At 64.3% G+C, this 23,910-nt stretch carries 22 protein-coding genes; 10 read left to right on the forward strand and 12 right to left on the reverse strand.

Going from position 1 to position 23,910, the window contains the following annotated elements; translation table 11 throughout:
- Position 1: 1 nt before the first annotated feature.
- From pheT to infC, 6 genes are all read right to left on the reverse strand, one after another.
- A complete protein-coding gene (pheT, locus tag NKJ55_RS21600; RefSeq protein WP_352451634.1) occupies positions 2-2,410 on the reverse strand; it encodes a phenylalanine--tRNA ligase subunit beta in 2,409 nt (802 codons plus the stop codon).
- A gap of 106 nt (positions 2,411-2,516) precedes the next feature.
- Positions 2,517-3,602: a phenylalanine--tRNA ligase subunit alpha gene (gene pheS / locus NKJ55_RS21605; RefSeq protein ID WP_352451635.1), complete on the reverse strand. Its 1,086-nt coding sequence runs from the start codon at positions 3,600-3,602 to the stop codon at positions 2,517-2,519.
- A gap of 96 nt (positions 3,603-3,698) precedes the next feature.
- Positions 3,699-4,100, reverse strand: a complete 402-nt coding sequence (gene rplT / locus NKJ55_RS21610; RefSeq protein WP_006201247.1) for a 50S ribosomal protein L20 — start codon at positions 4,098-4,100, stop codon at positions 3,699-3,701.
- Positions 4,101-4,135: 35 nt separating this feature from the next.
- Positions 4,136-4,339, reverse strand: a complete 204-nt coding sequence (rpmI, locus tag NKJ55_RS21615) for a 50S ribosomal protein L35 (protein WP_006201248.1) — start codon at positions 4,337-4,339, stop codon at positions 4,136-4,138.
- Between the two features lie 191 nt (positions 4,340-4,530).
- Entirely contained in the window at positions 4,531-5,172 is a 642-nt protein-coding gene (locus NKJ55_RS21620; protein WP_352451636.1) for a methyltransferase family protein, read from the reverse strand.
- Positions 5,173-5,372: 200 nt separating this feature from the next.
- Positions 5,373-5,909, reverse strand: coding sequence for a translation initiation factor IF-3 (gene infC, locus NKJ55_RS21625; RefSeq protein ID WP_023677573.1), 537 nt, complete (start codon positions 5,907-5,909; stop codon positions 5,373-5,375).
- A 215-nt stretch (positions 5,910-6,124) separates the two neighbouring features.
- Here infC and NKJ55_RS21630 point away from each other — a divergent pair, with 215 nt between their 5' ends.
- The 4 genes from NKJ55_RS21630 (at position 6,125) to NKJ55_RS21645 (ending at position 9,500) form a co-directional block, all read left to right on the forward strand.
- The gene (locus tag NKJ55_RS21630; protein WP_352451637.1) at positions 6,125-6,892 is read left to right on the forward strand and encodes an alpha/beta hydrolase; all 768 of its coding nucleotides are present in this window, start codon (positions 6,125-6,127) and stop codon (positions 6,890-6,892) included.
- A 4-nt stretch (positions 6,893-6,896) separates the two neighbouring features.
- On the forward strand, positions 6,897-8,039 hold the full coding sequence (locus tag NKJ55_RS21635) for a benzoate/H(+) symporter BenE family transporter (RefSeq protein WP_352451638.1): 1,143 nt from the start codon (positions 6,897-6,899) through the stop codon (positions 8,037-8,039).
- A gap of 116 nt (positions 8,040-8,155) precedes the next feature.
- On the forward strand, positions 8,156-8,644 hold the full coding sequence (locus tag NKJ55_RS21640; RefSeq protein WP_352451639.1) for a DUF2852 domain-containing protein: 489 nt from the start codon (positions 8,156-8,158) through the stop codon (positions 8,642-8,644).
- Positions 8,645-8,741: 97 nt separating this feature from the next.
- Positions 8,742-9,500 carry a M48 family metallopeptidase gene (locus tag NKJ55_RS21645; RefSeq protein ID WP_352451640.1) on the forward strand — a complete coding sequence of 253 codons (759 nt, stop codon included), beginning with the start codon at positions 8,742-8,744 and terminating at the stop codon, positions 9,498-9,500.
- A gap of 73 nt (positions 9,501-9,573) precedes the next feature.
- Here NKJ55_RS21645 and NKJ55_RS21650 read toward each other — a convergent pair whose 3' ends face one another.
- Complete coding sequence (locus NKJ55_RS21650; RefSeq protein WP_254815955.1) at positions 9,574-9,792, reverse strand: hypothetical protein; 219 nt, start codon at positions 9,790-9,792, stop codon at positions 9,574-9,576.
- 162 nt (positions 9,793-9,954) lie between these two features.
- Here NKJ55_RS21650 and NKJ55_RS21655 point away from each other — a divergent pair, with 162 nt between their 5' ends.
- From NKJ55_RS21655 to NKJ55_RS21680, 6 genes are all read left to right on the forward strand, one after another.
- A complete protein-coding gene (locus NKJ55_RS21655; protein ID WP_352451641.1) occupies positions 9,955-10,614 on the forward strand; it encodes a phosphoribosylanthranilate isomerase in 660 nt (219 codons plus the stop codon).
- A gap of 33 nt (positions 10,615-10,647) precedes the next feature.
- Positions 10,648-11,898, forward strand: coding sequence for a tryptophan synthase subunit beta (trpB, locus tag NKJ55_RS21660; RefSeq protein ID WP_352451642.1), 1,251 nt, complete (start codon positions 10,648-10,650; stop codon positions 11,896-11,898).
- 2 nt (positions 11,899-11,900) lie between these two features.
- Positions 11,901-12,740, forward strand: a complete 840-nt coding sequence (trpA, locus tag NKJ55_RS21665) for a tryptophan synthase subunit alpha (protein WP_352451643.1) — start codon at positions 11,901-11,903, stop codon at positions 12,738-12,740.
- 95 nt (positions 12,741-12,835) lie between these two features.
- Positions 12,836-13,762, forward strand: a complete 927-nt coding sequence (gene accD / locus NKJ55_RS21670; protein ID WP_352451644.1) for an acetyl-CoA carboxylase, carboxyltransferase subunit beta — start codon at positions 12,836-12,838, stop codon at positions 13,760-13,762.
- Positions 13,763-13,824: 62 nt separating this feature from the next.
- Positions 13,825-15,150 carry a bifunctional folylpolyglutamate synthase/dihydrofolate synthase gene (locus NKJ55_RS21675; RefSeq protein ID WP_352451645.1) on the forward strand — a complete coding sequence of 442 codons (1,326 nt, stop codon included), beginning with the start codon at positions 13,825-13,827 and terminating at the stop codon, positions 15,148-15,150.
- Between the two features lie 61 nt (positions 15,151-15,211).
- The gene (locus NKJ55_RS21680) at positions 15,212-15,631 is read left to right on the forward strand and encodes a VOC family protein (RefSeq protein ID WP_352451646.1); all 420 of its coding nucleotides are present in this window, start codon (positions 15,212-15,214) and stop codon (positions 15,629-15,631) included.
- 48 nt (positions 15,632-15,679) lie between these two features.
- Here the strand turns inward: NKJ55_RS21680 and NKJ55_RS21685 are convergent, their stop codons facing one another.
- The 5 genes from NKJ55_RS21685 to NKJ55_RS21705 form a co-directional block, all read right to left on the reverse strand.
- Positions 15,680-15,961: a cupin domain-containing protein gene (locus NKJ55_RS21685; protein WP_023718287.1), complete on the reverse strand. Its 282-nt coding sequence runs from the start codon at positions 15,959-15,961 to the stop codon at positions 15,680-15,682.
- 128 nt (positions 15,962-16,089) lie between these two features.
- Positions 16,090-16,413: a thioredoxin gene (trxA, locus tag NKJ55_RS21690; protein WP_023677558.1), complete on the reverse strand. Its 324-nt coding sequence runs from the start codon at positions 16,411-16,413 to the stop codon at positions 16,090-16,092.
- Between the two features lie 73 nt (positions 16,414-16,486).
- Positions 16,487-19,996, reverse strand: coding sequence for a double-strand break repair helicase AddA (gene addA / locus NKJ55_RS21695; RefSeq protein ID WP_352451647.1), 3,510 nt, complete (start codon positions 19,994-19,996; stop codon positions 16,487-16,489).
- Positions 19,993-23,130: a double-strand break repair protein AddB gene (gene addB, locus NKJ55_RS21700; protein WP_352451648.1), complete on the reverse strand. Its 3,138-nt coding sequence runs from the start codon at positions 23,128-23,130 to the stop codon at positions 19,993-19,995. Before addB ends, addA begins: the two co-directional genes overlap by 4 nt.
- Positions 23,127-23,885: a nucleotidyltransferase family protein gene (locus tag NKJ55_RS21705; RefSeq protein ID WP_352451649.1), complete on the reverse strand. Its 759-nt coding sequence runs from the start codon at positions 23,883-23,885 to the stop codon at positions 23,127-23,129. The genes addB and NKJ55_RS21705 overlap by 4 nt, the downstream gene beginning before the upstream one ends.
- Positions 23,886-23,910: the final 25 nt, after the last annotated feature.

A 23,910-nucleotide genomic window follows, 5' to 3' on the forward strand; every position in this document is an offset into this window, starting at 1 on the left:
CTTACGTCCGCAGCACGCCGCCGGTCTGCTTGCCGACATTATCGACGATGCGCTTGGCCAGCGCCTCGAAATCCTCATCGGTCAGCGTCTTTTCGACCGGCTGGATCGACACTTCAATGGCGATCGATTTTTTCGCCGCGCCGAGCGCTGCACCCTCGAAAACATCGAACACCGAGACGCCGGAAATCAGCTTCCGGTCGGCGGCAAGGGCGGCGCGAACGAGTGTGCCGGCTTCGACCGCCTTGTCGACGACGAAGGCGAAATCGCGCTTGACCGCCTGGAAGGCGGACAGATCAAGCCTCGGCTTTGTTCGCGTCGGCTTGGCCTTCGGCTCAGGCACGGTATCGATGAACACTTCGAAGCCGCAAAGCGGGCCGGAGACGTCAAGCCCCTCCAGCGTCTTCGGGTGGAACTCGCCAAACGTGCCAAGGATTACCTTCGGCCCAAGCTTGATCGTGCCGGAGCGGCCGGGATGATACCAGGCCGGGCCGCCAGCCTCGATCTGCAGCCGCTCGACCGGCGCGCCGCAGGCTTCGAGTGCTGCGATCGCATCGGCCTTGGCATCGAAGACGCCGACGGCGCCGGCATTGCCGGCCCAATGGCGGCCGGAGCCCTCGAGCCTGGCGGTGCCGCGCCGCACGCCGGCGGCAACGCGCCGCTGCTGGTCGGCACCATCGCCCTCATAAGTGCCCGACACTTCGAACAGCGCGACATCGCCGATGCCCTTGTCGGCATTGCGCTGTGCTGCCGCAATCAGCCCCGGCAGCAGCGACGGCCGCATGTCCGACATATCGGCGGCGATCGGGTTGGCAAGCTTCAGCGCCTGCTGGCCGCCGCCGAACAATTCGGCGTGTTTTGCCGGAATGAACGACCAGGTGACGGCCTCCATCATGCCGCGCACGGCAAGTGCCCGCTTGGCGGCGCGGGTGCGGATCTGCAGCACAGTGAGGATCCTGGCGTTGACCGCATCGTGCGAACCGAGCGGCTGCGGCGCGATGTTGTCGACGCCGTGGATGCGCATGACCTCCTCGACCAGGTCGGCCTTGCCGTCGACATCCGGCCGCCAGGACGGGACCGCCACATTGACGACATCGCCCGTGCCCTCCGGCCTGAAGCCGAGGCGGGCAAGAATGTCGAGGCTTGTCGAGCGCGGCACTTCGATGCCGGTCAGCCGCTTCACTTCCGACAATGGGAACGAGACGATCTTCGGCTGATGGCCGGCATAGCCGACGACTTCGGTTTGCGCCGGCGTACCGCCGCAGAAATCGAGCACCAGCTTCGTTGCCAGCTCCAAGCCGGGAACCATCATTTCCGGGTCGACGCCGCGCTCAAACCGATAGCGCGCGTCGGTGATGATGCCGAGTGTGCGGCCGGTGCGGGCGGTGGTGATCGGGTCCCAAAGCGCCGACTCGATCAGCACGTCGGTGGTGTTCTCGTCGCAGCCGGAATGCTCGCCGCCCATGATGCCGGCAATCGATTCGATGCCGTCCTGGTCGGCGATGACGCACATCTCCGGCGTCAGCGTGTATTCGCGGCCGTCGAGCGACAGCACCTTTTCGCCATCACGCGCCCGGCGCACGGCGAGATTGCCGGTGACCTTCGCAGCGTCGAAGACATGCAGCGGCCGGCCGCGGTCGAAGGTGACGTAATTGGTGATATCGACGAGCGCGCTGATCGGCCTCAAGCCGATGGCGAGAAGCCTTTGCTGCAGCCATTTCGGCGACGGTCCGTTCTTGACGCCGCGCACCAGGCGCAGCGCAAAGCCGGGACAGAGCTCCGGCGCTTCGATCGTCACCTTGACCGGCGTCTCGCCCTTGCCGGGGATCGGCTCTATCGGCGCGCTCTTCAGCGTGCCGAGCCCGCTCGCCGCCAGATCGCGGGCGATGCCATGGACACTGGTCGCATCCGGCCGGTTCGGCGTCAGATTGATCTCGATCAGCGGGTCGTCGAGATGGGCATAGGCGGCGAAGCTGGTACCGACCGGCGCATCGGCAGGAAGGTCGATGATGCCGTCATGCTCCTCGGACAATTGGAGCTCGCGCTCGGAGCACATCATGCCGTGGCTTTCAACGCCGCGGATCTTGCCGACGGTCAGCGTCACGTCGATGCCGGGAATATACGTGCCCGGTGCTGCAAAGGCGCCGATCAGGCCCGCGCGGGCGTTCGGCGCTCCACACACGACCTGCACCGGCGGCTTGCCGTCGCCGGTGTCGACGGTCAGCACGCGAAGCCGGTCGGCGTCGGGATGCTGGACCGCCGTCAGCACCTTGGCGATGACGAAGGGGGCCAGGCTCGCCCGGTCGTCGACATGCTCGACCTCGAGGCCGATCGAGGTGAGACGCTCGACGATTTCCGCCAGCGAGGCGTCGGTCTCGAGATGATCCTTGAGCCAGGAGAGGGTGAGTTTCATGACTGTGTTCCGTCTGGTCTGGGCACGCTGCACTTGAAGCTATGCGGCCGCGCGTCGGACATGTGCAGGAAGGCGAGCTGCCCGCGGATTTGCTGCGGCCCGGTCGTCACGCGCTCAAGCCCCCGAACAGCGTCGGCATGTCAAGCGGCCTAAAACCGTAATGCGACAGCCAGCGCACATCGGCGTCGAAGAAGGCGCGCAGATCCGGCATGCCGTATTTCAACATGGCGATGCGGTCGATGCCCATGCCCCAGGCGAAGCCCTGGTATTCGTCGGGATCGAGGCCACCGTAACGGAGCACATTGGGGTGGACCATGCCGCAGCCGAGGATCTCCATCCAGTCCGAGCCCTCGCCGAAGCGCACCTCGCCGGGCCGCGAACGGTCGCACTGGATGTCGACCTCGAGGCTGGGCTCGGTGAACGGGAAGAAGGACGGCCGGAAGCGCATCTTGACGCTCGGCACTTCGAAGAAGGCCTTGCAGAACTCCTCCAGCACCCATTTCATGTTGGCGACGTTGGCCGATTTGTCGATCACCAGCCCCTCGACCTGATGGAACATCGGCGAGTGGGTGGCATCGGAATCCTGCCGGTAGGTCTTGCCGGGAATGACGATGCGGATCGGCGGCTTCTGCATCTCCATGGTGCGGATCTGCACCGGCGAGGTGTGGGTGCGCAAAAGCTTGCGCTCCCCCTGCTCGTCCGGCTGGAAGAAGAACGTGTCGTGCATCTCGCGCGCCGGGTGGCCTTCCGGGAAGTTCAGCGAGGTGAAATTGTAATAGTCGGTCTCGATGTCCGGACCTTCGGCGATGGCAAAGCCGAGATCGCCGAAAATCGCCGCGATCTCGTCGATAACCTGGCTGATCGGATGGATGCGGCCGCGCTCGGCCGGCGATTGCCTGACCGGCAAGCTGACGTCGACCTTCTCGGCGGCAAGCCGTGCCGTGATCGCCACATCTTTCAGCTCGGCGCGGCGCGCCGAAAGTGCCTCGGTGACGCGGTTCTTGAGGCCGTTGATTGCCGGGCCCTTGACCTGTCGCTCCTCGGCGCTCATCGAGCCGAGCGTCTTCAGCATCTCGGAAACCGAGCCCTTCTTGCCGAGGGCCGAGACACGCACCGCCTCGATCGCCTGCTCGTCGGCGGCCGAGGCGATCTCGGCCATCAGGGAATTTTCGAGAGTTTCCATGTCACTCATGTTCCATATCCGATTGGAAGCAAAGAAAAACCCGCGCCAGCCCTGCCAGCGCGGGTTTCCCAAATCAAGTGTCGAATAGCTTGGGAAGCGCTGGTCTTAAGCGACAGCGCTTTCAAAAGCATTCGGCGTGGTATTCTTCAGGTATTCGAGCGCGACCTTGGCCTTGGCCACGAGTGCGGCGAAGGCCTGCGGCTCGTGGATGGCCATGTCCGACAGGATCTTGCGATCGATCTCGATCCCGGCCTTGTTGAGACCGTCGATGAAACGGCCATAGGTCAGGCCATGCTCATGCGTCGCCGCATTGATGCGCTGGATCCACAGCGCGCGGAACGAGCGCTTGCGGTTCTTGCGGTCGCGATAGGCGTACTGCAGCGACTTTTCCACCGCCTGCTTGGCGATGCGGATGGTGTTCTTGCGACGGCCGTAAAAACCCTTGGCGGCTTTCAGGACCTTCTTGTGCTTGGCGTGCGAGGTGACGCCTCTCTTTACGCGTGCCATGTCATGATCTCCTTAACGCTGTCCAGACCGAATGCTCAGAGGCCGTTCGGCAGAAAATTCTTGATGACCTTCTTGCCATCCGGTTCAGCCAGAACCATCGTGCCGCGGGCATTTCGAATGAACTTGTTGGACCGCTTGATCATGCCGTGACGCTTGCCGGCCGCAGCCGACAGAACTTTACCCGTACCTGTGATCTTGAACCGCTTCTTGGCGGCCGATTTGGTCTTCATCTTGGGCATTTTGCTACTCCGTTTATATGCGCACCAATGCGCTTTTTGTTCGCTTCAGGCCGACCAAAGCCCGAAAAGCAAATGAAACCGCCACGGCATGCCCTGCCGGGCGGTTTTTTGGGAACGGCGGTCCTATACGTCAAAGCGGGGGCGCGCGCAACACCCCGTGCCCAGCAACACTGTACTCAGCAACACCGTACTCAGGGGAAACGGAACAGCACCGGCAATATGCCGGACTGCTGGGCGCCGTCGATCAGTTCGAAAGCCGGCAAGGCAACCAGGAAGACCAGACCGTCGAGCAGCGTGGTTCGCAGCAGGCGCGGCTTGAAGCCGCCGGTGTCGCCTTCCTGATACAGCGACAGTTTCGGGAAGAAGCGCGGCACTTTCAACAGGTAGGCCTGGTATGGCGCGCCAAGAACCTGCCTGAGGAATTTCTCCTCGCGCAGGATAACGATGTAAAATGCACCCGCGCAGAGCGCTCCAAAGCCGATCGTGGCGGTAATGGAGCCGATCTGTGCGCCGACACCGGCGGCAGCTAAAGTAGAGAAGACATAGAGCGGGTTGCGGGTGATCGAATAGGGTCCGCCGGTCACCACTTCGGAGGATTTGCGTCCACCAATATAGAGCGTCGACCACAAGCGTCCGACAACGCCGAGAAAGATCAGCAGGACGCCGACCATTTCGATCGTTTCATGCACAGGCGTATCGGGCGGAAAAACCGACTGCCCGAACAAAAGCATCGCGAAAAGGACGACGACGACGACGGCAAGCACCATCCTGCGCGTGTGCTGGTAGCTGCCCAGCCCATATTTGGCTTCCGAATGCTTGACGTCATTGACCATGTCGGGAATCCGATCGTCGAGGGAACCAGAGCGTCTTTGCTCTCGCCGGCGATCGCAGCGTCTGGCCAAGAAACAGGCGCCCCGCCGATCGCCGGGACGCCTTGCAACATGATTCAGGCGGATTTAATGCACGTCGCCCAAAAGTGCGCTGCGGTTTTGCGACAACGACATGCACAAACAGAACTAAAGCGCAACGCGCTTTAGCGGGGCGCCAGCACCATCATCATCTGGCGGCCTTCGAGCTTCGGTTCGGCTTCGACCTTGGCGATGGGCGCCACTTCCTCGCGAACCTTGTTCAGAAGCTGCATGCCGAGTTCCATATGCGCCATCTCGCGACCGCGGAAGCGCAATGTCAGCTTGACCTTGTCGCCTTCCTCGAAAAAGCGCCGGACGGCCTTCATCTTGGTCTCGTAGTCGTGGCTGTCGATGTTCGGGCGCATCTTGATCTCCTTGATCTCGATGACCTTCTGGTTCTTGCGCGCCTCGGCCGCCTTCTTCTGGTTGGCGTATTTCAGCTTGCCGAGATCGAGGATCTTTACGACGGGCGGCACTGCATTGGGCGATATCTCGACCAGATCGAGCCCAGCCTCTTCGGCGAGCAGCAATGCGTCGTTGATGGAGACATCGCCGCGGTTCTGGCCTTCGGCGTCGATTAGCTGGACCCGGGGAACCCGGATGTCACGGTTGGAGCGCGGGCCTTCCTTGGTGGGCGCCGCTGCTTTGAAAGGTCTGCGAATGGTCGTGGTCTCCTTGAGCCGTTTCGTTAAGGGGTTCTTCGGTTCAGAATTGCGAACGCGCAATGTGGTGAGCGCGCGGTCGGAGTCAATAGCACAGCATTCTCAGGAAATCACCTGCTCGATGGAATGCTCCTCTGCACCAAGCGAAGAAAGTGGCGGAGCACTTTTCGTTGAATGCCTTGCTGTGCCAAAAGACCGGCGTGAGGGAATACACCATGAGCACCACCCCGATCTTCCTGGACGTCGACGGGACGAGCATCGCCGTCAGGCATGCGGCAGGTGTCGAGCCCGGCATCGTCTGGCTTGGCGGCTACAAATCCGACATGCTGGGCACCAAGGCCGAAACCTTGTCGGAATGGGCGCTCGGGGAAGGCCGCGCCTTCCTGCGCCACGATTATTCCGGCCACGGCGAATCGGGCGGCGCCTTTGCCGACGGCACCATCTCGAAATGGCTGGGCGAGAGCCTGGCGGTTTTCCGCCGTTTTACCCAGGGCAGGCAAATCCTGGTCGGTTCGTCGATGGGCGCCTGGATCGCGCTGCGCATGGTGCAGGAATTGCGCAAGGCGGGCGAGAACAGCGTCGCCGGCCTTGTGCTGCTGGCCCCGGCGCCCGATTTCACATTCGAACTGGTGGAGCCGGTGCTGACCGGGGCGCAGAAGCGCAACCTCAGGAAAAAGGGCTTTTTCGAAGAGCCATCGGACTATTCCGCCGAACCGTACATCTACACGCGCGCACTGATCGAGGACGGCCGCAACAACCGGGTGATGACCGGGCCGATCGACACGCACTGTCCGGTCCACATCCTGCAAGGCCTGGCCGATCCCGACGTGCCGTCGAGCCATGCGTTGAAGCTGGTCAGCCTGCTGCCGGCCGACGACGTCACGCTGTCGCTCATCCCCGACGGCGACCACCGCCTGTCGCGGCCGCAGGATCTCGACATGCTGGTGCGGGCGGTGGACGCGATGGTGCGGCAGGCGGGATAGAGACATGCGCATTTCCATTCCGGTGTCCGCCTTCGTGGCGGCGATCGTCGGCTTCGGCGGTACGCTGGCCATCGTCATTGCCGCCGCCAAGGCGGTCGGCGCAACGCAGGTCGAGACCGCAAGCTGGGTGACGGCGCTTTGCCTGGCGATGGCGATCGAGAGCCTGTGGCTGTCCTGGCGTACGAAAATGCCGGTCATCACCGCCTGGTCGACGCCAGGCTTGGCGCTGATCGCCGCGTCGACCGGCTTTTCGATGGGTGAGGCGGTTGGTGCCTTCGTCGTCACCGCGGTCCTGCTGATCACCACAGGCCTGTTCGGGCCCTTGACCAAGCTGATCGCCAGAATACCGGCGTCCGTCGCGTCCGGAATGCTGGCCGGCATCGTCGTCACCTTCGCCATCAATGCGGTGAAAACCGTTCCCGTCGACCCCTGGCTGATCCTGCCGCTGGTTGCGGCGTTCTTCGTCATCCGCCTGTTCAACCCGGCCCTGTCGGTGCTGCTGGTGCTGATCGGCGGCGGTCTCGCCGCCTTCCTCACCGGCCGGGTCGGCGGTCTGCCGGCACCGGAACTCTCGAGCTTGACGCTGGTGATGCCGCAGTTCACCGCCACTGCGATCATCGGCCTCGCCTTGCCGCTCTACCTCGTCACCATGGCCTCGCAGAACCTGTCCGGCCTCGCCGTGCTGAGGGCAGCCGGCTATCATCCCGAACCCGGGCCGCTGATCGGCGTCACCGGCCTGTTTTCGCTGCTGACGGCGCCGTTCGGCGCCTCGACCACCAATCTGGCGGCAATCTCGGCGGCGATCTGCACCGGGCCTGACGTGCATGCCGATCCGGCCGAGCGCTGGAAGACCGGGCCGTTCTATGCGTTGGCCTATCTCGTCTTTGCCCTGTTCGGCGCCTCGCTGGTGGCGATCTTCGCCGTATTGCCGCAGAGCCTGATCGCGCTGGTCGCCGGCCTGGCGCTGATGGCGCCGCTCGCCAATGCACTGTCGATCGCCTTGAAAGACGAGGACGAGCGAATGGCCGCCACCGTCACCTTCGCCGTCACCGCATCGGGGCTGACGCTGTTCGGCGTCGGTGCGGCGTTCTGGGGCCTGATCGCCGGATTGGTCGTGCTTTTCCTTGAAATGCTCAAAAAGCGATAATCATTTCAGCCGCTTGTCCGGTTTTGGCGGTTGCTGTCTTGAATCGCCGTTTTCTTCATCCCATTTCGATTCCACGCAGCCGGATTTGGCTGTCTCCAACTGAAGGATTGGAAGAAATGAACACATCTGCATTGATCCGTCCGGCCTGGACGCCGGCGACCATCGCGTTGATGGTGATCGGGTTCATGGTGTTCTGGCCGCTCGGCTTAGCCATGCTCGCCTACATCATCTGGGGCGATCGGCTCGAGGGCTTCAAGCGCGACGTCAACCGCGCCACCGACGGCATCTTCGCCGGTTGCCGCCGCGGTTCCGACAGGGCCGCGCGCTGGGGCCATGGCTCTGCACGCACCGGCAACGTCGCTTTCGACGACTGGCGCGAAAAGGAACTCGAGCGGCTTGCCGAGGAACGCCGCAAGCTCGACGAGATGCTGAGCGAGTTCGATGAATATGCCCGTGAATTGCGCCGCGCCAAGGACCAGGAAGAGTTCGATCGCTTCATGGCCAACCGCAACAAGTCGACGTCGCCCACGACGGGTGGGTCAACTGGCTCGACGACGAACAACAAACGCGGCGGCAACTCCACGCCAGGCCTGCTCGACGAGTAAGGTCCCGTGCCCAGATAGATAATCCAACGGCGTCGCGTCAGCGGCGCCGTTTCTTTTTTGTTCTAGTCGTTTCCCTCGAATCACGTATCGTCCCGGAATGTCCTTCGGCTTCTTCCGCACCCCGACGAAACCCAAGCCCACGCCCGTCGTGGAGCGCGAGCATTGCGTTGCCGGCCGCACGCTGCCGCTCAAGATCGTCGAGAACGACCGGGCGCGACGCCTGACGCTGCGCATCGATTCCGGCGGCCGTGGTCTGCGCATCACCGTGCCGCCGGGGCTGCGCCGCGGCGAGGTGGAAAAATTTCTCGACCGCCATCAGGACTGGCTGGAGCAAAGGCTGGCCAAGGTGCCCAACCGGCCGCAGGTGCGGCCCGGCATCAAGGTGCCGGTGCGCGGCGTGCCGCATCGCATCGTCCATGAACCGTCGAAACGCGGAACCGTCACGCTGTCGCGCGACGAGCGCGGACCGCTGATGATAGTGCATGGCGAGCGTGTGCATCTGCCGCGCCGCATCGCCGATTTCCTGAAGCGCGAAGCCAAGCGCGAGATCGAAGCGCTGGTGACAAAGCACAGTGCGGCGGTCGGCAAGCGCGCCAAGGCGATCCGCTTCAAGGATACGTCGAGCCGCTGGGGATCGTGCACGTCGGACGGCAATCTGTCGTTTTCCTGGCGCATCATGATGGCGCCGCGGCCGGTGATAAACTACCTCGTCGCGCATGAGGTGGCGCATCTCAAGGAGATGAACCACGGCCCGAAATTCTGGAAATTATGCGAGCAGCTTTGCCCGGATACCGAGCGCTGCAAGGACTGGCTCAAGCGCAATGGCGGCGCGCTGCAGGCGATCGCGTTCGAGTAGGATGCTTGTAGGGGCACGAAATGGAAACTGTAGCGATCCTTCGCGCCGGCCTCAATAGATTCTGCACTGCCGATCAATCGTCATTGGCCGCGTTCAACTCCTCCGGCCGCAACCCCTCATCGACATGGCGCGGCCAGGGCAGGAAATCCTTCTCGAAGGTCTCGTTGCTGAAATAAGCCAGCGCCCGGTGCGCCTCGGCGCCGTTGAAGGCTGCCTTGTCCATCAAATGAGCGATGACCTCATGGGCCTGCGCCAGCTTTTGCCTGAGTTCCGCGACGGTCTTTTCCGGCATGATCTTTGTTCTCCCGCCTCTGTGCCTGAGCAAGTAGCGTTGCGCTTATATTAGCAAGGTAGCGCGTTCCGCTCTTACATTAGCAAGGTAGCGCGTTCCGCGCTGGCGGCAAACAGGATGCTTTTTCTCGACTCTTTGGCCGTTTCATGCCAATCCCGCGCCATGGCGATGGACATCAAGATATGCGGGTTGAAGACCGACAAGGCACTGGCTGCGGCATTGGCCGGCGGCGCCAGCCATGTCGGCTTCATTTTCTTTGCCAAAAGCCCGCGCTATGTCGAGCCGGCGGAAGCCGGCCGCCTGCGCGAAGCGGCGCGCGGCAAGGCCAAGGCGGTTGCCGTGACGGTCGACGCCAGCGATGCGTTCCTGGATGACATCGTCGAAAAGATGCAGCCCGATATGCTGCAGCTTCACGGCGCCGAGCCTCCCGAGCGGGTGGCCGAGGTGAAGGCCCGCTACGGCTTGCCGGTGATGAAGGCGCTGCCGGTCAGCGAGGCCGCCGATCTCGGGCAAGTCAAGCCCTTCATCGGCATTGCCGACCGCTTCCTGTTCGATGCCAAGCCGCCTAAGGGTTCGGAATTGCCGGGCGGCAACGGTCTTGCCTTCGACTGGCGCATTCTGGCTGGCCTTGACGCCGGCGTCGATTACATGCTTTCCGGAGGGCTCAATGCCGGCAATATCGGCGACGCCTTTCGGCTGGCGAACCCGCCCGGAATAGATGTTTCCTCGGGCGTGGAGAGCGCGCCGGGCGTCAAGGAACCGGCGCTGATCGAACAATTTTTCCGCGCCGTCGGGGCAGCACGCGACAACCGCGCCGCCTGACCACGCTTCAAACCACAGACCAGGAGATCGGCGATGGACAAGCCGGCGATACCGAATTCCTTCCGCACCGGCCCCGACGAGCAGGGCATGTTCGGCATTTTTGGCGGTCGTTTCGTTGCCGAAACGCTGATGCCGCTGATCATTGAGCTGGAGCGGCACTGGAACGAGGTCAAGAACGACCCGGATTTCAAGGCCGAACTGACCGATCTCTCGACGCATTACGCCGGGCGGCCGTCGAAGCTCTATTTCGCCGAAGGCCTGACCAGGCATCTTCGTGAGGTGTCCTCGGCGAAGGGCCTCGGGGGCGGCGCAAAGGTCTATTTCAAACGCGAGGATTTGAACCACACCGGCTCGCACAAGATCAACAACTGCCTTGGCCAGATCCTGCTCGCCAAGCGCATGGGCAAGACGCGGATCATCGCCGAGACCGGCGCCGGCCAGCATGGCGTCGCTTCCGCTACGGTGGCGGCGCGTTTCGGCCTTCCTTGTATTGTCTATATGGGTGCAACCGACGTCGCCCGGCAAAGCCCCAACGTCTTTCGCATGAAGCTTCTGGGCGCCGAGGTGCGGCCGGTGACGGCCGGCCACGGGACGCTGAAGGACGCCATGAACGAGGCCCTGCGCGACTGGGTGACCAATGTCGAGGATACCTATTACCTGATCGGCACCGCCGCCGGCCCGCACCCCTATCCGGAGCTGGTGCGCGACTTCCAGTCGGTGATCGGCACCGAGGCGCGCGCCCAGATCCTCGAGCAGGAAGGCCGGCTGCCGGACACCATCATCGCTTGTGTCGGCGGCGGTTCCAACGCTATCGGCCTGTTCCATCCCTTCCTCGACGACAGTGAGGTGCGCATCATCGGCGTCGAAGCCGGCGGCCGCGGGCTCGACGGCATCGAGCATTGCGCCTCGATGAGTGCCGGCGCGCCCGGCGTGCTGCATGGCAACCGTACCTACCTTCTGCAGAACGCCGACGGCCAGATCATGGACGGTCACTCGATCTCGGCCGGCCTCGACTATCCGGGCGTCGGTCCCGAGCACTCATGGCTGCGCGATTCCGGCCGCGTCGACTATGTGCCGATCCTCGACAGCGAGGCGCTGGAGGCGTTCCAGTTGACGACACGCGTCGAGGGCATCATTCCGGCGCTTGAATCGGCCCATGCCATCGCACAGGCGGTGAAGATCGTGCCTGACATGGACAAGGACCAGATCGTCATCGTCAACCTGTCCGGCCGCGGCGACAAGGACGTGCATACGGTGGCCAATATGCTGGGCATGGAGATCTGATCATGGCCACCCGTATCGACCGCCGCATGGCAAAGCTGAAGGCCGAGGGGCGACCGGCACTCGTCACCTATTTCATGGGCGGCGATCCGGACTACGACACGTCCCTGTCGATCATGAAGGCGCTGCCCGGCGCCGGCAGCGACATCATCGAGTTAGGCATGCCGTTTTCCGATCCAATGGCCGACGGCCCGGCGATCCAGGCGGCCGGCCTGCGGGCGCTGAAGGGCGGCCAGACCTTGGTCAAGACGCTGAAGATGGCCTCGGAATTCCGCGCCGGCGACAGTGAAACGCCGATCGTCTTGATGGGCTATTACAATCCGATCTACATCCACGGCGTCGAGCGCTTCCTGAGCGACGCGCTGGCCAGCGGCATAGACGGGCTGATCGTCGTCGACCTGCCGCCTGAGATGGACGAGGAGCTTTGCATCCCGGCACTCAAGGCCGGCATCAATTTCATCCGGCTGGCGACGCCGACCACCGACGACAAGCGCCTGCCCAAGGTGCTGCAGAACACGTCGGGTTTCGTCTACTACGTCTCGATGACCGGCATCACCGGTTCGGCGCTGGCCGACACCGGCAAGGTGGCGGCAGCGGTCAAGCGCATCAAGAGCCATACCGACCTGCCGGTCTGCGTCGGCTTCGGCGTCAAGACCGCAGAGCAGGCGCGCACCATTGGAGCGTCGGCCGACGGCGTCGTTGTCGGCACCGCGATTGTCAATGCAGTCGCCAACGTGCTGGGGCCGAAGGGCGAAAAGACCGCCGATCCGGCCGAGGCCGTCGCCACGCTGGTCAGCGGGCTTTCGCAAGGGGTTCGCGCGGCTCGCCTTGCTGCCGCCGAATAATCTTGATCTTCTGGTTGGCCATGATCTCCAGCGAAAACCGGTTTCCACTTTTCGGGATCATGGTCTAACTCTTCGTAAGGACAGGAGCCGAAGCGATGAACTGGATCACCAATTACGTCCGCCCGAAGATCAATTCGATGCTCGGCCGCCGCACCGACATGCCGGAAAACCTGTGGATCAAGGATCCCGAGACCGGCGAAATGGTGTTCCATAAGGATCTGGAGCAGAACCAGTTCGTCATCCCGTCCTCCGGCCACCATATGAAGATATCGGCTAAGGAACGGCTGAAATTCTTCCTCGACGACGGCAAATACGAGACGCTGGAAAACCCCAAGGTCGTTCAGGATCCGCTCAAGTTCCGCGACGAGAAGCGCTACGTAGACCGGCTGAGGGATGCCAAGGCCAAGACCGGCATGGAAGACGCCATCATCAATGCGCTGGGCACGGTCGAGGGCGTGCCGGTGGTGGTGACGGTGCAGGATTTTGCCTTCATGGGCGGCTCGCTCGGCATGGCGGCAGGTGACGCCATCGTGCATGGTTTCGAGGTCGCCTTGCAGCGCAAGCGGCCGCTGATCCTGTTTGCGGCCTCCGGCGGCGCCCGTATGCAGGAAGGCATCCTGTCGCTGATGCAGTTGCCACGGACCACGGTCGGCGTCGACAGACTGAAGGAGGCCGGCCTGCCCTACATCGTCGTCCTGACCAACCCGACGACCGGCGGCGTCACCGCCTCGTATGCCATGCTGGGCGACGTGCATATTGCCGAGCCCGGCGCCCTGATCGGCTTTGCCGGCCCGCGCGTCATCGAGCAGACCATCCGCGAAAAGCTGCCTGACGGCTTCCAGCGCGCCGAATATCTGATGGAACACGGCATGGTCGACATGGTGGTGTCGCGGCTGGAGATGCGCCAGACGGTTGCGCGGCTGCTGAGAATGCTGCTCAAGCTGCCGGAAGAGCAAAACCCGCGGGAGCCGGAAATCCTGCCGCCGGTGGCGATACCGGCCGAAGCCCGGCCGCAAGCCTGACGCGACATCACGCGGCGCGAGCGGCTGTTGTGTGCCGTTGTGCGCGCGCGTAGGATTCCTTCATGACCACGCTTGCCGCCGACCGCGAAATCGAAAGCCTGATGGCGCTTCACCCGAAGGGCTTCGACCTTTCGCTCGACCGCATTTCGCGGCTGCTCGAGCGGCTCGGCAATCCGCAGGACCAGCTGCCGCCGGTCATCCACATCGCCGGCACCAACGGCAAGGGCTCCTGTGCTGCTTTTTCACGGGCGCTGCTCGAAGCCGCCGGCTACCGCGTCCACGTCCACACCTCGCCACATCTGGTGAACTGGCACGAGCGCTACCGGCTGGCCGCAGATGCCGGCGGCAGGCTGGTCGACGACAAGGTCTTCGCCGAAGCCATCGCCCGCGTCGCCAAAGCCAATCAAGGCCAGAAGATCACCGTCTTCGAAATCCTCACCGCCGTCACCTTCCTGCTGTTTTCCGAACATCCGGCCGATGCCGTCATCCTCGAGGTTGGCCTTGGCGGCCGCTTCGACGCCACCAATGTCATCGCCGAGCCGGCCGTGTCGGTGATCATGCCGGTGTCGCTCGACCACGAAGCCTATCTCGGCGACCGCGTCGAGCTGATCGCCGCCGAAAAGGCCGGCATCATCAAGCGCGAATGCCCGGTCGTCATCGGCGCGCAGGAAAGCGAGACGGCGCAGCAGGTGCTCATCGAAACCGCCGAGCGGCTCGACTGCCCCGCCTTCGTCTATGGCCAGGATTTCCTTGCCTATGAGGAAAACGGCCGCATGGTCTATCAGGACGAAGACGGATTGATGGACCTGCCGCCGCCGCGCCTGCCGGGGCGCCATCAATTCGCCAATGCGGCGGCGGCGATCGCGGCGGTCAAGGCGGCGGGCTTCGAGATCAGCCACCGCGCTGCCGAGAAGGCGATGGCGAATGTTGCCTGGCCGGGCCGCATGCAAAAGCTGCCGCAAGGACGGCTGAGCGAACTGGCGCCGAAGGGCGCCGACATATGGCTCGACGGCGGCCACAATCCCGGCGCCGGCGTGGTCGTCGCCGAGGCGCTGGCCGAGCAGGAGGAAAAGAACCCGCGTCCGCTGTTCCTGATCTCGGGTATGATCAACACCAAGGACCAGAGCGGCTATTTCCGCGCCTTCAAAGGGCTGGTCCGGCATGTCTACACCGTGCCGGTGAGCCTGAGCGACGCGGGCGTGCCGAACGACGAGCTGGCGACCCGCGCCATCGAGGCCGGCTTGTCGGCCGAACCGGTCAGTTCCGTCGCCAATGCGCTGATGCTGCTGCGCGACACATGGGACGGACCGCCGCCGCGCATCCTGATCGGCGGGTCACTTTACCTGGCCGGCGCGGTGTTGGCCGAAAACGGCACGCCGCCGGTTTGAGGCGTGCTTCAGCCGGGCCACGGTGACGCCAAACTTGTCAGACCACCGCGAGGAGCCAATCATGATCAGGGTAAAGCAGCTCGCACACGTTTGCATTTTCGCGAATGACCTGGAGATGACGCGAAGCTTCTATCGGGACGTCCTCGGCATGGACACCCAGTTCAATTTCCTGCGCGACGGGAAGATTTTCGGCTTCTACCTCAATTGCGGCAGCCGTAGCCATGTCGAGGTGTTCCAGAAAGACGGCGCCAGCTATGGCGACTTGAACCAGATCAACCACTTCTGCCTCGAAGTGGAAAACATCGACGCCGCGATCGCCCATCTGAGGTCAAAGGGGGTTGATGTCACTTCCAAGAAACGCGCGTGCGATGACACCTACCAGGCTTGGATCCGCGACCCCAACGGCGTGAGGATAGAACTGTTCGAATACACTGAGAAAAGCGCACAATTCGTCGGCGGCGATCGTATCGCGGATTGGTGATCGCGCCTCGCCGCGACAATTGTAGCGGCGCAGCCGATGGTTGGTGGACTACTTCAGCTCGACCTCGATGAAGGCGAATTCGCCATCGTTTGCGCTGATGACGTCATGTTCGACGCCCTCATTGCGGAAATACGGCGCGCCCTTCTTCATCTCGGCAAAGGATTCGCCATCCTTGGTCAGGAGCTTCACCTTGCCGTCGGTCAACGGCACGATCACATAGTCGTGGCCATGGCGGTGCCAGCCGGTGTTGTCGCCCGGGGCGAAGCGGTATTCGGTGACGATGACGCGCTCATTGTCGATGAAGACGGTGGCCTTGGCGGATCCGGTCATATCGCTTCTCCTGCTTTAAGCCAGACAAGAGCATGAGACGGCAAGTGGCGAGTGCCAGATCTGCGGATCGGTGACGCCACAATAAAGCCCGGCGCGAGGCCGGGCTTTTCTGCAAAATTTTGATCGGATCAGGCGAGACTGCCGTTGATCCAGTGCGACAATGCCGTTTTCGGCGCAGCACCGACCTTCATGTCGGCGACTTCGCCGCCCTTGAAGATCATCAGCGTCGGGATCGAGCGCACGCCGAACTGCGCGGCCAGCTCAGGATTCTCGTCTATGTTGAGCTTGGCGATCTTTATCTTGCTGCCGAGTTCGATGGCGATGTCCTCGAGCGCCGGGGCGATCATCTTGCACGGGCCGCACCATTCCGCCCAGAAATCGACCACGACTGGCTCCTTGGCGTTGAGCACGTCGGCCTGGAAATTGCTCTTGTCGACCTTGACGGTGGCCATGCTGAGATCCTTTCGATTTATTCGTCGCACCAAATGTGGTGGTGATCGCGTCCGTCTTCAAGCAAGTGTTGTGTCACGCTCCCGTGAGTCTAGCAAGCGCGTCGTCCATGGCCGCTGCCGGCAGCTCGATCAGCCGCGGCACCTCGGTGAACAGCAGCGCCGCCGAGACCTCGCGTCCCGGATAGAGCGGCTGAAGCAGCGCGCGATAAATTGCGAGCTGCAGAACATAGGCTTGCGGCACTTCGGCGAGCGTAGCTGGCGCTGGCCGATTGGTCTTGTAGTCGACGATCGAAACCTTGTCCGGCGTTACTGCCAACCGGTCGATCTTGCCGGAAATCGAGCGCAGTTTGCCCCTTACCTCCAGGCTGCCCATGATGGCGACTTCGGCGCGCGAGTTTGGCGCAAACAACGGCGCGAAGCGGCTGTCGGCAAGAATTCTGAAAACGCCAGCCAGGGCCTTGTCGCGCTCGTCGTCGGGCCATGCCGCGCCGGCTCTTGCCAGATAGCGTTCGGCGGCATCCCGGCGTGTTCCCTCGGCGATGCCGGGCAGCATCTGCAGCAATTTGTGCAGCGCCAGCCCGCGCACGACGGCCAAGCCGGGTTCGGCGTCGGCATCCAGTACCGGCGAACGCGTGTCGGCCACCGCTTGCCGCGCCTCGTCGATCAGCACCGAGGCGCCGGACGGCGAGAGCGGCCGCGGCAATTCCTCGAAGGGCGGCAGAGGCCGGAACAGGGTTTCCGGCAATGGCGCAAAGCGTTGAGTCTGTCGTGCCTCATCCACTGACGCCGGTGGCATGGGCGGCAGTTTCGTCACCTGGAAACGATGCACGGTCTCGCCAGTGGCGGGATGCCGGCGTTCTTCGCTCTCCGCGGCGCCGACCAGTGCGCGGCTGACGATCGAATGCCAGGTACCGGTATTCGGCGCCCGTTTGCCATGGTAGCCGCAGACGATCAGCCGATCCTCGGCGCGGGTCATGCCGACATAGAGCAGCCGGCGGTATTCGTCGTCGGCGAGCTCGCGGGCGCGGGCCGATGCGGCGCGTGAAAACCCATTTGCGACATCGCTGGCCGAACGCCAGAGATAGCCCTTGCCCTCCCAGCAGTCGCCCGAGCCTTCGAACGGCATCAATCTCGGCAGATGCTGGTCGCTGAACGGCGCGGAGCCGCCATCAACAAGGAATACCACCGGCGCCTCCAGGCCTTTGGCGGCATGCACGGTCATGACGCGAACCTCGTCGCGGGTCTGGTCCATTTCGCGCTTGATCTCGGGGCCGGCGTTTTCCAACGTCGACAGGAAGGATTCCAGTCCCGGCAGGCCGGTCCGCTCCTCGGCCAGGCAGAAATTCAGGAATTCGTCGAGGACGTCGCCGGCCTCCGGCCCGAGCCGCGCGATCATCTTCTTGCGCAGGCCGTCGCGGGCCAGAGCTGCAGCATAGAATTCGAACACCGGCTTGAATGCGGCCTCGTTCGACCATGTGCCGAGCCGGCTGACGACGGCGGCCAACGCCTCGCTTTCGCCGGCATGCCGGCGCAGCGAGGCGATCAGCGAGACGCTCGATGGCCTCTCCGCAGCAAGCGCGAAAAGCTGCTCTTCCGAGACATCGAAGATCGGGCTGCGCAGCACGGCGGCCAGCGACAGATCGTCCTCGGGCTGGATGAGAAAGTGACCGAGTGCGATCAGGTCCTTCACCGCGATATGGCCAGGCAGGCTGAGCCGGTCGGCGCCGGCCACCGGGATGTGGCGGCGCTTCAACGCCCGTGTCAGCGCATGGACGAAGCGGTCGCGCTTGCGCACCAGCACCAGCACGTCGCCGGGCCGGAGTTTCTTGCCACGCCCTTCGATGACCTCGCCGCCGCCGATCCAGCCGGCAATGGTCGCTGCAACGCTTTCGGCAACGCGCACCGCCGGTGCGTGGGCGTGATCCACCGCTTGCGTCCAGTCGTCCGGTTCGTCGACGATGTCGGCGCCGAGCGAGGGCCAGACGTCGACATAGCCCGGCGCATCGTTGCGGATCGCCTTGTGGTCGAGCGGATCGGGATCGTGGCTGATGCCGCGCCGCACGTTCGGGTCGGCGAAGACCCGGTCGACGGCGGCAAGAACATCTTCGGTCGAGCGAAACGACCAGGTTAGCTTGAGATCGGCGAAGGCGGCAGCGGCGGATCTGACTCTGCCGGCAAACAAAAGCCGGCTGTCGGCAAAGGAGTCCGGGGCGGCTCCCTGGAAGGAATAGATCGACTGCTTTTCGTCGCCGACCGCAAAGATGGTGCGGTGGACGGCGTCGCGTGCGCCGAGCCCGGCAAAGAACTCCTCCGCCAGCCGCTTGACTACCTCCCACTGGTCGGGACTGGTGTCCTGCGCCTCGTCGAGGAGGATGTGGTCGATGCCCTGGTCGAGCTTGTACTGCACCCATGGGCCGGCGTCGGGCCGCGCCAGTAGATGGACCGTGCGGGTGATCAGGTCGTTGAAGTCGAGGAAGCCGCGCGCGCGCTTCAATTGCTCGTAGCGGGCGATTAGCCAGTCGGCGATGGTCAGCGCCGCACGCGTGCCTTCCAGCATCCTGAACAAGGCCAGCCGGTCGGAGATTTCGAGAATGGCGTCGACCGCCGCCAGATATCGTTCGGCAAGATCGGGCAACCGGTCAAGCAATGCCCTTTTAAACGTCTTTGCCGGATCGTAAGGCTCGCCGTCGGCCCTCAGGAAAGCCTTGGAGAGCAAATTCAGGCGACGTACCGGATGCTCCTCGGCAAAGGCAAGGCGGGCGTATGGCAGCAGATTGTTCAGCACGATGCGCGCATCGGCGGCCTCGGCCACCCGTGAAAAGGTGACGAGATAATCCGGCAGGAAGCCGGGCAGCGGCCAGACCGAGGCGGCTATACCTTCGGCCGTCTGGCCGGCGCGGAAATGGAACTCGTCGAACAGCGCCTGAAAACCATCGCCGCCGGCCGCGGCGATGAACGCACGCAAACCATCGCGCTTGCGCACGATCTCGGCCAGCAGTGCGTCGAGCCCATGCTCGCCGCCGCGCTCCAGCACGGTGGCGAAGGCCTCGGACAATGCCGCATCGCCTGCGCCGCCCGAAATCATGTCGCGGCGGGCGGCGGCAAACAGCGAAGCCTCCATTTGCGGATCGAGCATTTCGAAATGCGCAGGGATATTGGCTTCCAGCGGGAACTGATGCAGCACCGATTCGCAGAAGGCGTGGATGGTCTGGATCTTCAGCCCGCCCGGTGTTTCCAGCGCCTCGGCAAACAACCGCCGCGCCCGGCGCATGGTTTCGCGGTCGGGCTGGCGGCCGTCCAGCGCCTCTATCCGTGTCGAGAGCTCGGCATCGCCCAGGGCCGTCCATTGCGACAGCGTCGAAAACACCCGGTTCGACATGTTGGCGGCGGCGGCACGCGTATAGGTCAGGCACAGGATCTTGGACGGATCGGTGCCGCGCAGCAGCAGCCGGATAACGCGCTGGGCGAGTACATGGGTCTTGCCCGATCCGGCATTGGCCGACACCCAGGCGGAATTGCGCGGGTCGGACGCGCTTGCCTGGCTCGCGGCAGTGTCGCTTGGAATGGGGTAGGCCTTTTTCATGCCTCCCCTCCCTCGTCATCGGCGTCGCCGCCGGCGGACCATTCGAGCACGCGGGCGAGATGGTCGTAGTCGCCGTCGGTCTCGCCCTCGCGGAACGGCAGCGCCCGCGACAGATAGCCGGTCGCCGGGTCGGCGTAGTGGATCAGCAGTTTTTCCAGCCGCGCCCACGCTTCTTCGGCGAGATCGGCGGCGGTTCGCGGCTTGCGGTTGTATTCGAGGATGGATTCCTCGAACACTTCGCCATTCGGCCTCAGCCGCACGAAGGCCAGTTGCGACGGCTCGCATGCGCCAAGCTCCTTGAAAGCGCCGCGCCTGAGCAGCGCGCCCTCGAGTGCCAGTTGCGGCGCGAGCAGCGTGTGCGCCTGTGCTTTGGATGGCGAGGAGCCGGTCTTGTAATCGAGGATGTCGGCCATGCCGCCGGCCAGCAGATCGATGCGATCGGCATAGCCGGACAGGGTCACACCGGATCGGCCGACACCGGTCTTTTCGGCGCGTTCCTCGGCGTGCCGCCGTGCCACGGCTGCGGCCCGGCCGCGCTCCCATTCGATGATGCCGGCGGCAAGCTTTTCGAAGCGTGGCCACCACACCGCCTCGACATCGGCGGGCAGGGCCGCGCCTGCAAAGCAGGAGCGGCCTGCGGCGATGAGCCCGACCAGCGCCTCCGGCGCGCACGGGTCGGCCACCGTCGCTGAGAAGAGGTGCAGAACGGCGTGAAACAGCGTGCCACGCTCGGCAGCGCCCGGATCGCGAATGACCGGATCGAGCGGCATCAGGCCGAGTATCCTTCTGGCATAGACCGCATAGGGATCGCGACGCAGCGTTTCGATCTCGGTGACCGAGAAGTGGTGCGGCCGTGCGGCGATCGGCGGTTTCGGCTGCGGCCGCGGCGCAAAGTCCTGCTTTTCGCCGGCATCGAGCACACGCGCCCAGGCAAGCAGTTCATCGCCGCGCCGGCGAAGTGCAGCAGCGTGGTCCTCGCCAACGAATGTAAGGATGCGCTGCAGCCAGCGCGAAGGTACCGACGGTGCGTCGCCGGAGCGGCCGGAGCGAGCCAGCACCACTTTTTTGGCGCCCATGGCCATCTGGAAATCATGGGCGGCAAGGCCGATGCGCCGCTCGGGCGGTTCAAGATCGATGCCGGTCTTCATCAGCCGCGACATGAAGCGGTCGCTCTCCGGCTTGCGCGGCCACACGCCTTCGTTGAGCCCGCCGACGACCAGCGTGTCGACATCCTGAAGCCGCGCTTCCAGCACACCCCAGATTGCGATGTTCCTGTCGGTGCCCTGCGCCGGCTTGACCGTCTCGGGCGCGATCAGCGCCTCCATCACGTCAGGCCATTCGTCAGCGGCGAAGGAGAACGACACCGAGGCCGCGACCAGCCCGCGCAAGAGCTCGGCGAGCTTTTCGCCGGCATCGCCCGCATAGAGTTCGCTCAGGCTGCCGTCAGCGGCGCGGCCGAGACTTTCGAGCGCAACGACGCTGGCGCGCACAAGGGTGGCAAGATCGGCATTCTCGTCGCCGCGAAAAGCAACCAGCGGCGCCAGCGCGGCCGTTAGCCGGATCAGCAGGTCGCGCGCCTGTTCGATGCGCCTGACCGAAAGCCGCGGCCACCAGAAGGGTGGGCGGCGATTGCCGCCGCCGTCGAATTCGAGGAGCCGGGTGTCGAAGAGCTGCGGCAGCGACGCCACGTCCGGACGCCCTGTGCCGCCGCGCAGCCCCACGAGTTCGACGATTTCGGCCGCATAGCGCACGCTTGCCCGCTCCAGGCCGAGGCCAAGCAGGGGATGCTTGAGCAGCGACAGCAGGGCGACGGGGTCGCCCGGGCGGAAGGCTGCCTGAAGCGCCAGCCTGAGCAGGCTGGCGGCTGGTGTGTTGATCAGCGGCGTGCCGCCGGAATCGTCGGCGGCAACGCCGAAGCGCAGCAGCTCGACTGAGACGCGCCGCGCCAGAGCGCGGTCGCCGGTGACGAGTGCGGCGCGCTGGCCGGGCCGTTCGACGGCCTGTTTGAGCGCGACGGCGATCGCCACGGCTTCGTCTCGTTCGCTGGCGGCTTCGAGAAGCGTCACATCGGCGAAGGCCTCGGCAATATCGCCGGCCCTAAAGCGGGCGCGCGTCTCGGCCCAAAGCTCGGTGGTCTCCGCCGGGCGCAGCGCGTCGCCGACAAGTGCGGCGCGCAGCGCAAGCGGTCGCGGCGCAACAGCAATCTCCTCGACATCGGCGCGCGGCACGCCGATCTTGCCGATCAACTTTGCCAGGCCGTATTGCGGGTGGCCAAGCACGGCTGGGCGCGCGCCCGGTGTGGTGATCGCGGCAAAGGACGGCTCGTCCAACGCCCGGTCGAGCCCGGGCAGCACAACAGCGCCATTGGGCAGACCGGCGATCACGGCAAGCAGCTCGGCCGTGGCGGGAATGGAGCCGGTGGAACCGGCGGCGATCACCGGTCCGGCTGGCGGATTACGCTTCAGCCGCGCCGCCTCCAGCCTTATCAGGGCATTACGATGCGCGGCCGGATTGGAACGATGGCGTTCCTCGAGCAGGTTCGGCCAGTTCTCCGTCACGATGGTCAGGAAGTCGAGTGTCACCTGCCACCAGCCTGCAAGATTGCCGGTTACAAGCTCGGCGAGCCTTGCCCAATCCGTGCCTTCGGTGTCGATCTCATCCATCAGGCGTGCAAGGTCGCGCGCCAGCCAGATGGCGTCGGCGGCGGAGGCCGGTATGACGATCTCCTCGTCGAACAAAGCCGCGACATGTGCCGGCAGGCGGCGTTTCCACGCCCGCACCAGCGGCGCAAGCAGCAGAAGACGCTCGACCGCGGCGATCGGCGGCGCAAGGTCGATGGCGGCCGAAGCTCCTGCCTCGAAGGCGGCTTCATCTTCATCGAACTCACCAAGCGGGCGGATGACCGGCAGGATCGCCGAGCGGCTTCCCGAGCGCGAGAGAGCATCGACGAAGACGCCGCGAAGCGCCCGCGCCGCACGGCGCGTCGGCACATAGATGGTGAGATCGGCCAGCGCCAGCGGATCGCCGTCATAGGCGAAGCCGGGAACCAAGCGCCCCGCAAGCAGCGCCTCGGCCAGCGTCGGCAGGAACGGCGCTCCGGGCGGGATCGAGAAAACGCGGCGGGAGCCGCTCATTTCGACTCGGTAAGAGCGCCGGGTGCCTCAGCAACAGCATTGGGCGTGCCGGCAAGCGCGGCGGCGACCGCTGCTTCCGCCCGCGGGATCGCGTCAGGTGTGCCGACAGTAATCCAGTGACCCTGCATTTTCATGCCGAACAAGCGGCCGGCGGCGATTGCCGCATCGAAATAGGCGTTGAGAGAGTGTGGACCGGCCGGCGCATCCTTGAAGATGCACGGATGGACGATTGCGGCGCCGGCATAGATCAGGCCGGCCGGATCGTTGTTCGCACGCCGCAAGGCGCCGTCCGGCGCCACCAGGAAATCGGTGCCGCCGCTATGTCCGGTTGCCGACTGGAGATCCGCAAGCATCAGCAGAATGTCCATTGTCGCGCCCTCCCATGCAAGGGCAAGACGCCTGAGATTGGAAACGCCGCTGTCGATCCAGAAGGTGTCGGCGTTGAGCACATAGAAGGGCGCCCCTAACCTGGGCAATGCCTTGACGATACCACCGGCGGAGTCAAGCAAGCCCCTACTCTCATCCGAGATGACGATTCTCGGCGCACTGCGGCGGGCTACATGGTCCACGATCTGTTGCGGGAGGTAATGGACGTTGACGACGGCCTTGGCGACGCCGGCTTCGGCTAGGCAGTCCAGCCCCCAGTCGAGCAATGTCTTGCCGGCGACCTTGACCAGCGGCTTCGGCATGGTGTCGGTGATCGGCCGCATGCGCTTGCCGAGCCCGGCGGCGAGCACCATGGCGGTCGTCGGCATCAGCTGCTCATCCGACGCCTTCGGG

This window comes from Mesorhizobium sp. M0106, from assembly GCF_040322715.1.
GTDB lineage: Bacteria > Pseudomonadota > Alphaproteobacteria > Rhizobiales > Rhizobiaceae > Mesorhizobium.

Coding starts and splice junctions, on each gene's coding strand:
- pheT (WP_352451634.1), bottom strand. CDS start 2,410: ATGAAACTCACCCTCTCCTGGCTCAAGGATCATCTCGAGACCGACGCC.
- pheS (WP_352451635.1), bottom strand. CDS start 3,602: ATGAGTGACATGGAAACTCTCGAAAATTCCCTGATGGCCGAGATCGCC.
- rplT (WP_006201247.1), bottom strand. CDS start 4,100: ATGGCACGCGTAAAGAGAGGCGTCACCTCGCACGCCAAGCACAAGAAG.
- rpmI (WP_006201248.1), bottom strand. CDS start 4,339: ATGCCCAAGATGAAGACCAAATCGGCCGCCAAGAAGCGGTTCAAGATC.
- NKJ55_RS21620 (WP_352451636.1), bottom strand. CDS start 5,172: ATGGTCAATGACGTCAAGCATTCGGAAGCCAAATATGGGCTGGGCAGC.
- NKJ55_RS21630 (WP_352451637.1), top strand. CDS start 6,125: ATGAGCACCACCCCGATCTTCCTGGACGTCGACGGGACGAGCATCGCC.
- NKJ55_RS21635 (WP_352451638.1), top strand. CDS start 6,897: ATGCGCATTTCCATTCCGGTGTCCGCCTTCGTGGCGGCGATCGTCGGC.
- NKJ55_RS21640 (WP_352451639.1), top strand. CDS start 8,156: ATGAACACATCTGCATTGATCCGTCCGGCCTGGACGCCGGCGACCATC.
- NKJ55_RS21645 (WP_352451640.1), top strand. CDS start 8,742: ATGTCCTTCGGCTTCTTCCGCACCCCGACGAAACCCAAGCCCACGCCC.
- NKJ55_RS21650 (WP_254815955.1), bottom strand. CDS start 9,792: ATGCCGGAAAAGACCGTCGCGGAACTCAGGCAAAAGCTGGCGCAGGCC.
- NKJ55_RS21655 (WP_352451641.1), top strand. CDS start 9,955: ATGGCGATGGACATCAAGATATGCGGGTTGAAGACCGACAAGGCACTG.
- trpB (WP_352451642.1), top strand. CDS start 10,648: ATGGACAAGCCGGCGATACCGAATTCCTTCCGCACCGGCCCCGACGAG.
- trpA (WP_352451643.1), top strand. CDS start 11,901: ATGGCCACCCGTATCGACCGCCGCATGGCAAAGCTGAAGGCCGAGGGG.
- accD (WP_352451644.1), top strand. CDS start 12,836: ATGAACTGGATCACCAATTACGTCCGCCCGAAGATCAATTCGATGCTC.
- NKJ55_RS21675 (WP_352451645.1), top strand. CDS start 13,825: ATGACCACGCTTGCCGCCGACCGCGAAATCGAAAGCCTGATGGCGCTT.
- NKJ55_RS21680 (WP_352451646.1), top strand. CDS start 15,212: ATGATCAGGGTAAAGCAGCTCGCACACGTTTGCATTTTCGCGAATGAC.
- NKJ55_RS21685 (WP_023718287.1), bottom strand. CDS start 15,961: ATGACCGGATCCGCCAAGGCCACCGTCTTCATCGACAATGAGCGCGTC.
- trxA (WP_023677558.1), bottom strand. CDS start 16,413: ATGGCCACCGTCAAGGTCGACAAGAGCAATTTCCAGGCCGACGTGCTC.
- addA (WP_352451647.1), bottom strand. CDS start 19,996: ATGAAAAAGGCCTACCCCATTCCAAGCGACACTGCCGCGAGCCAGGCA.
- addB (WP_352451648.1), bottom strand. CDS start 23,130: ATGAGCGGCTCCCGCCGCGTTTTCTCGATCCCGCCCGGAGCGCCGTTC.
- NKJ55_RS21705 (WP_352451649.1), bottom strand. CDS start 23,885: ATGCCGACGACCGCCATGGTGCTCGCCGCCGGGCTCGGCAAGCGCATG.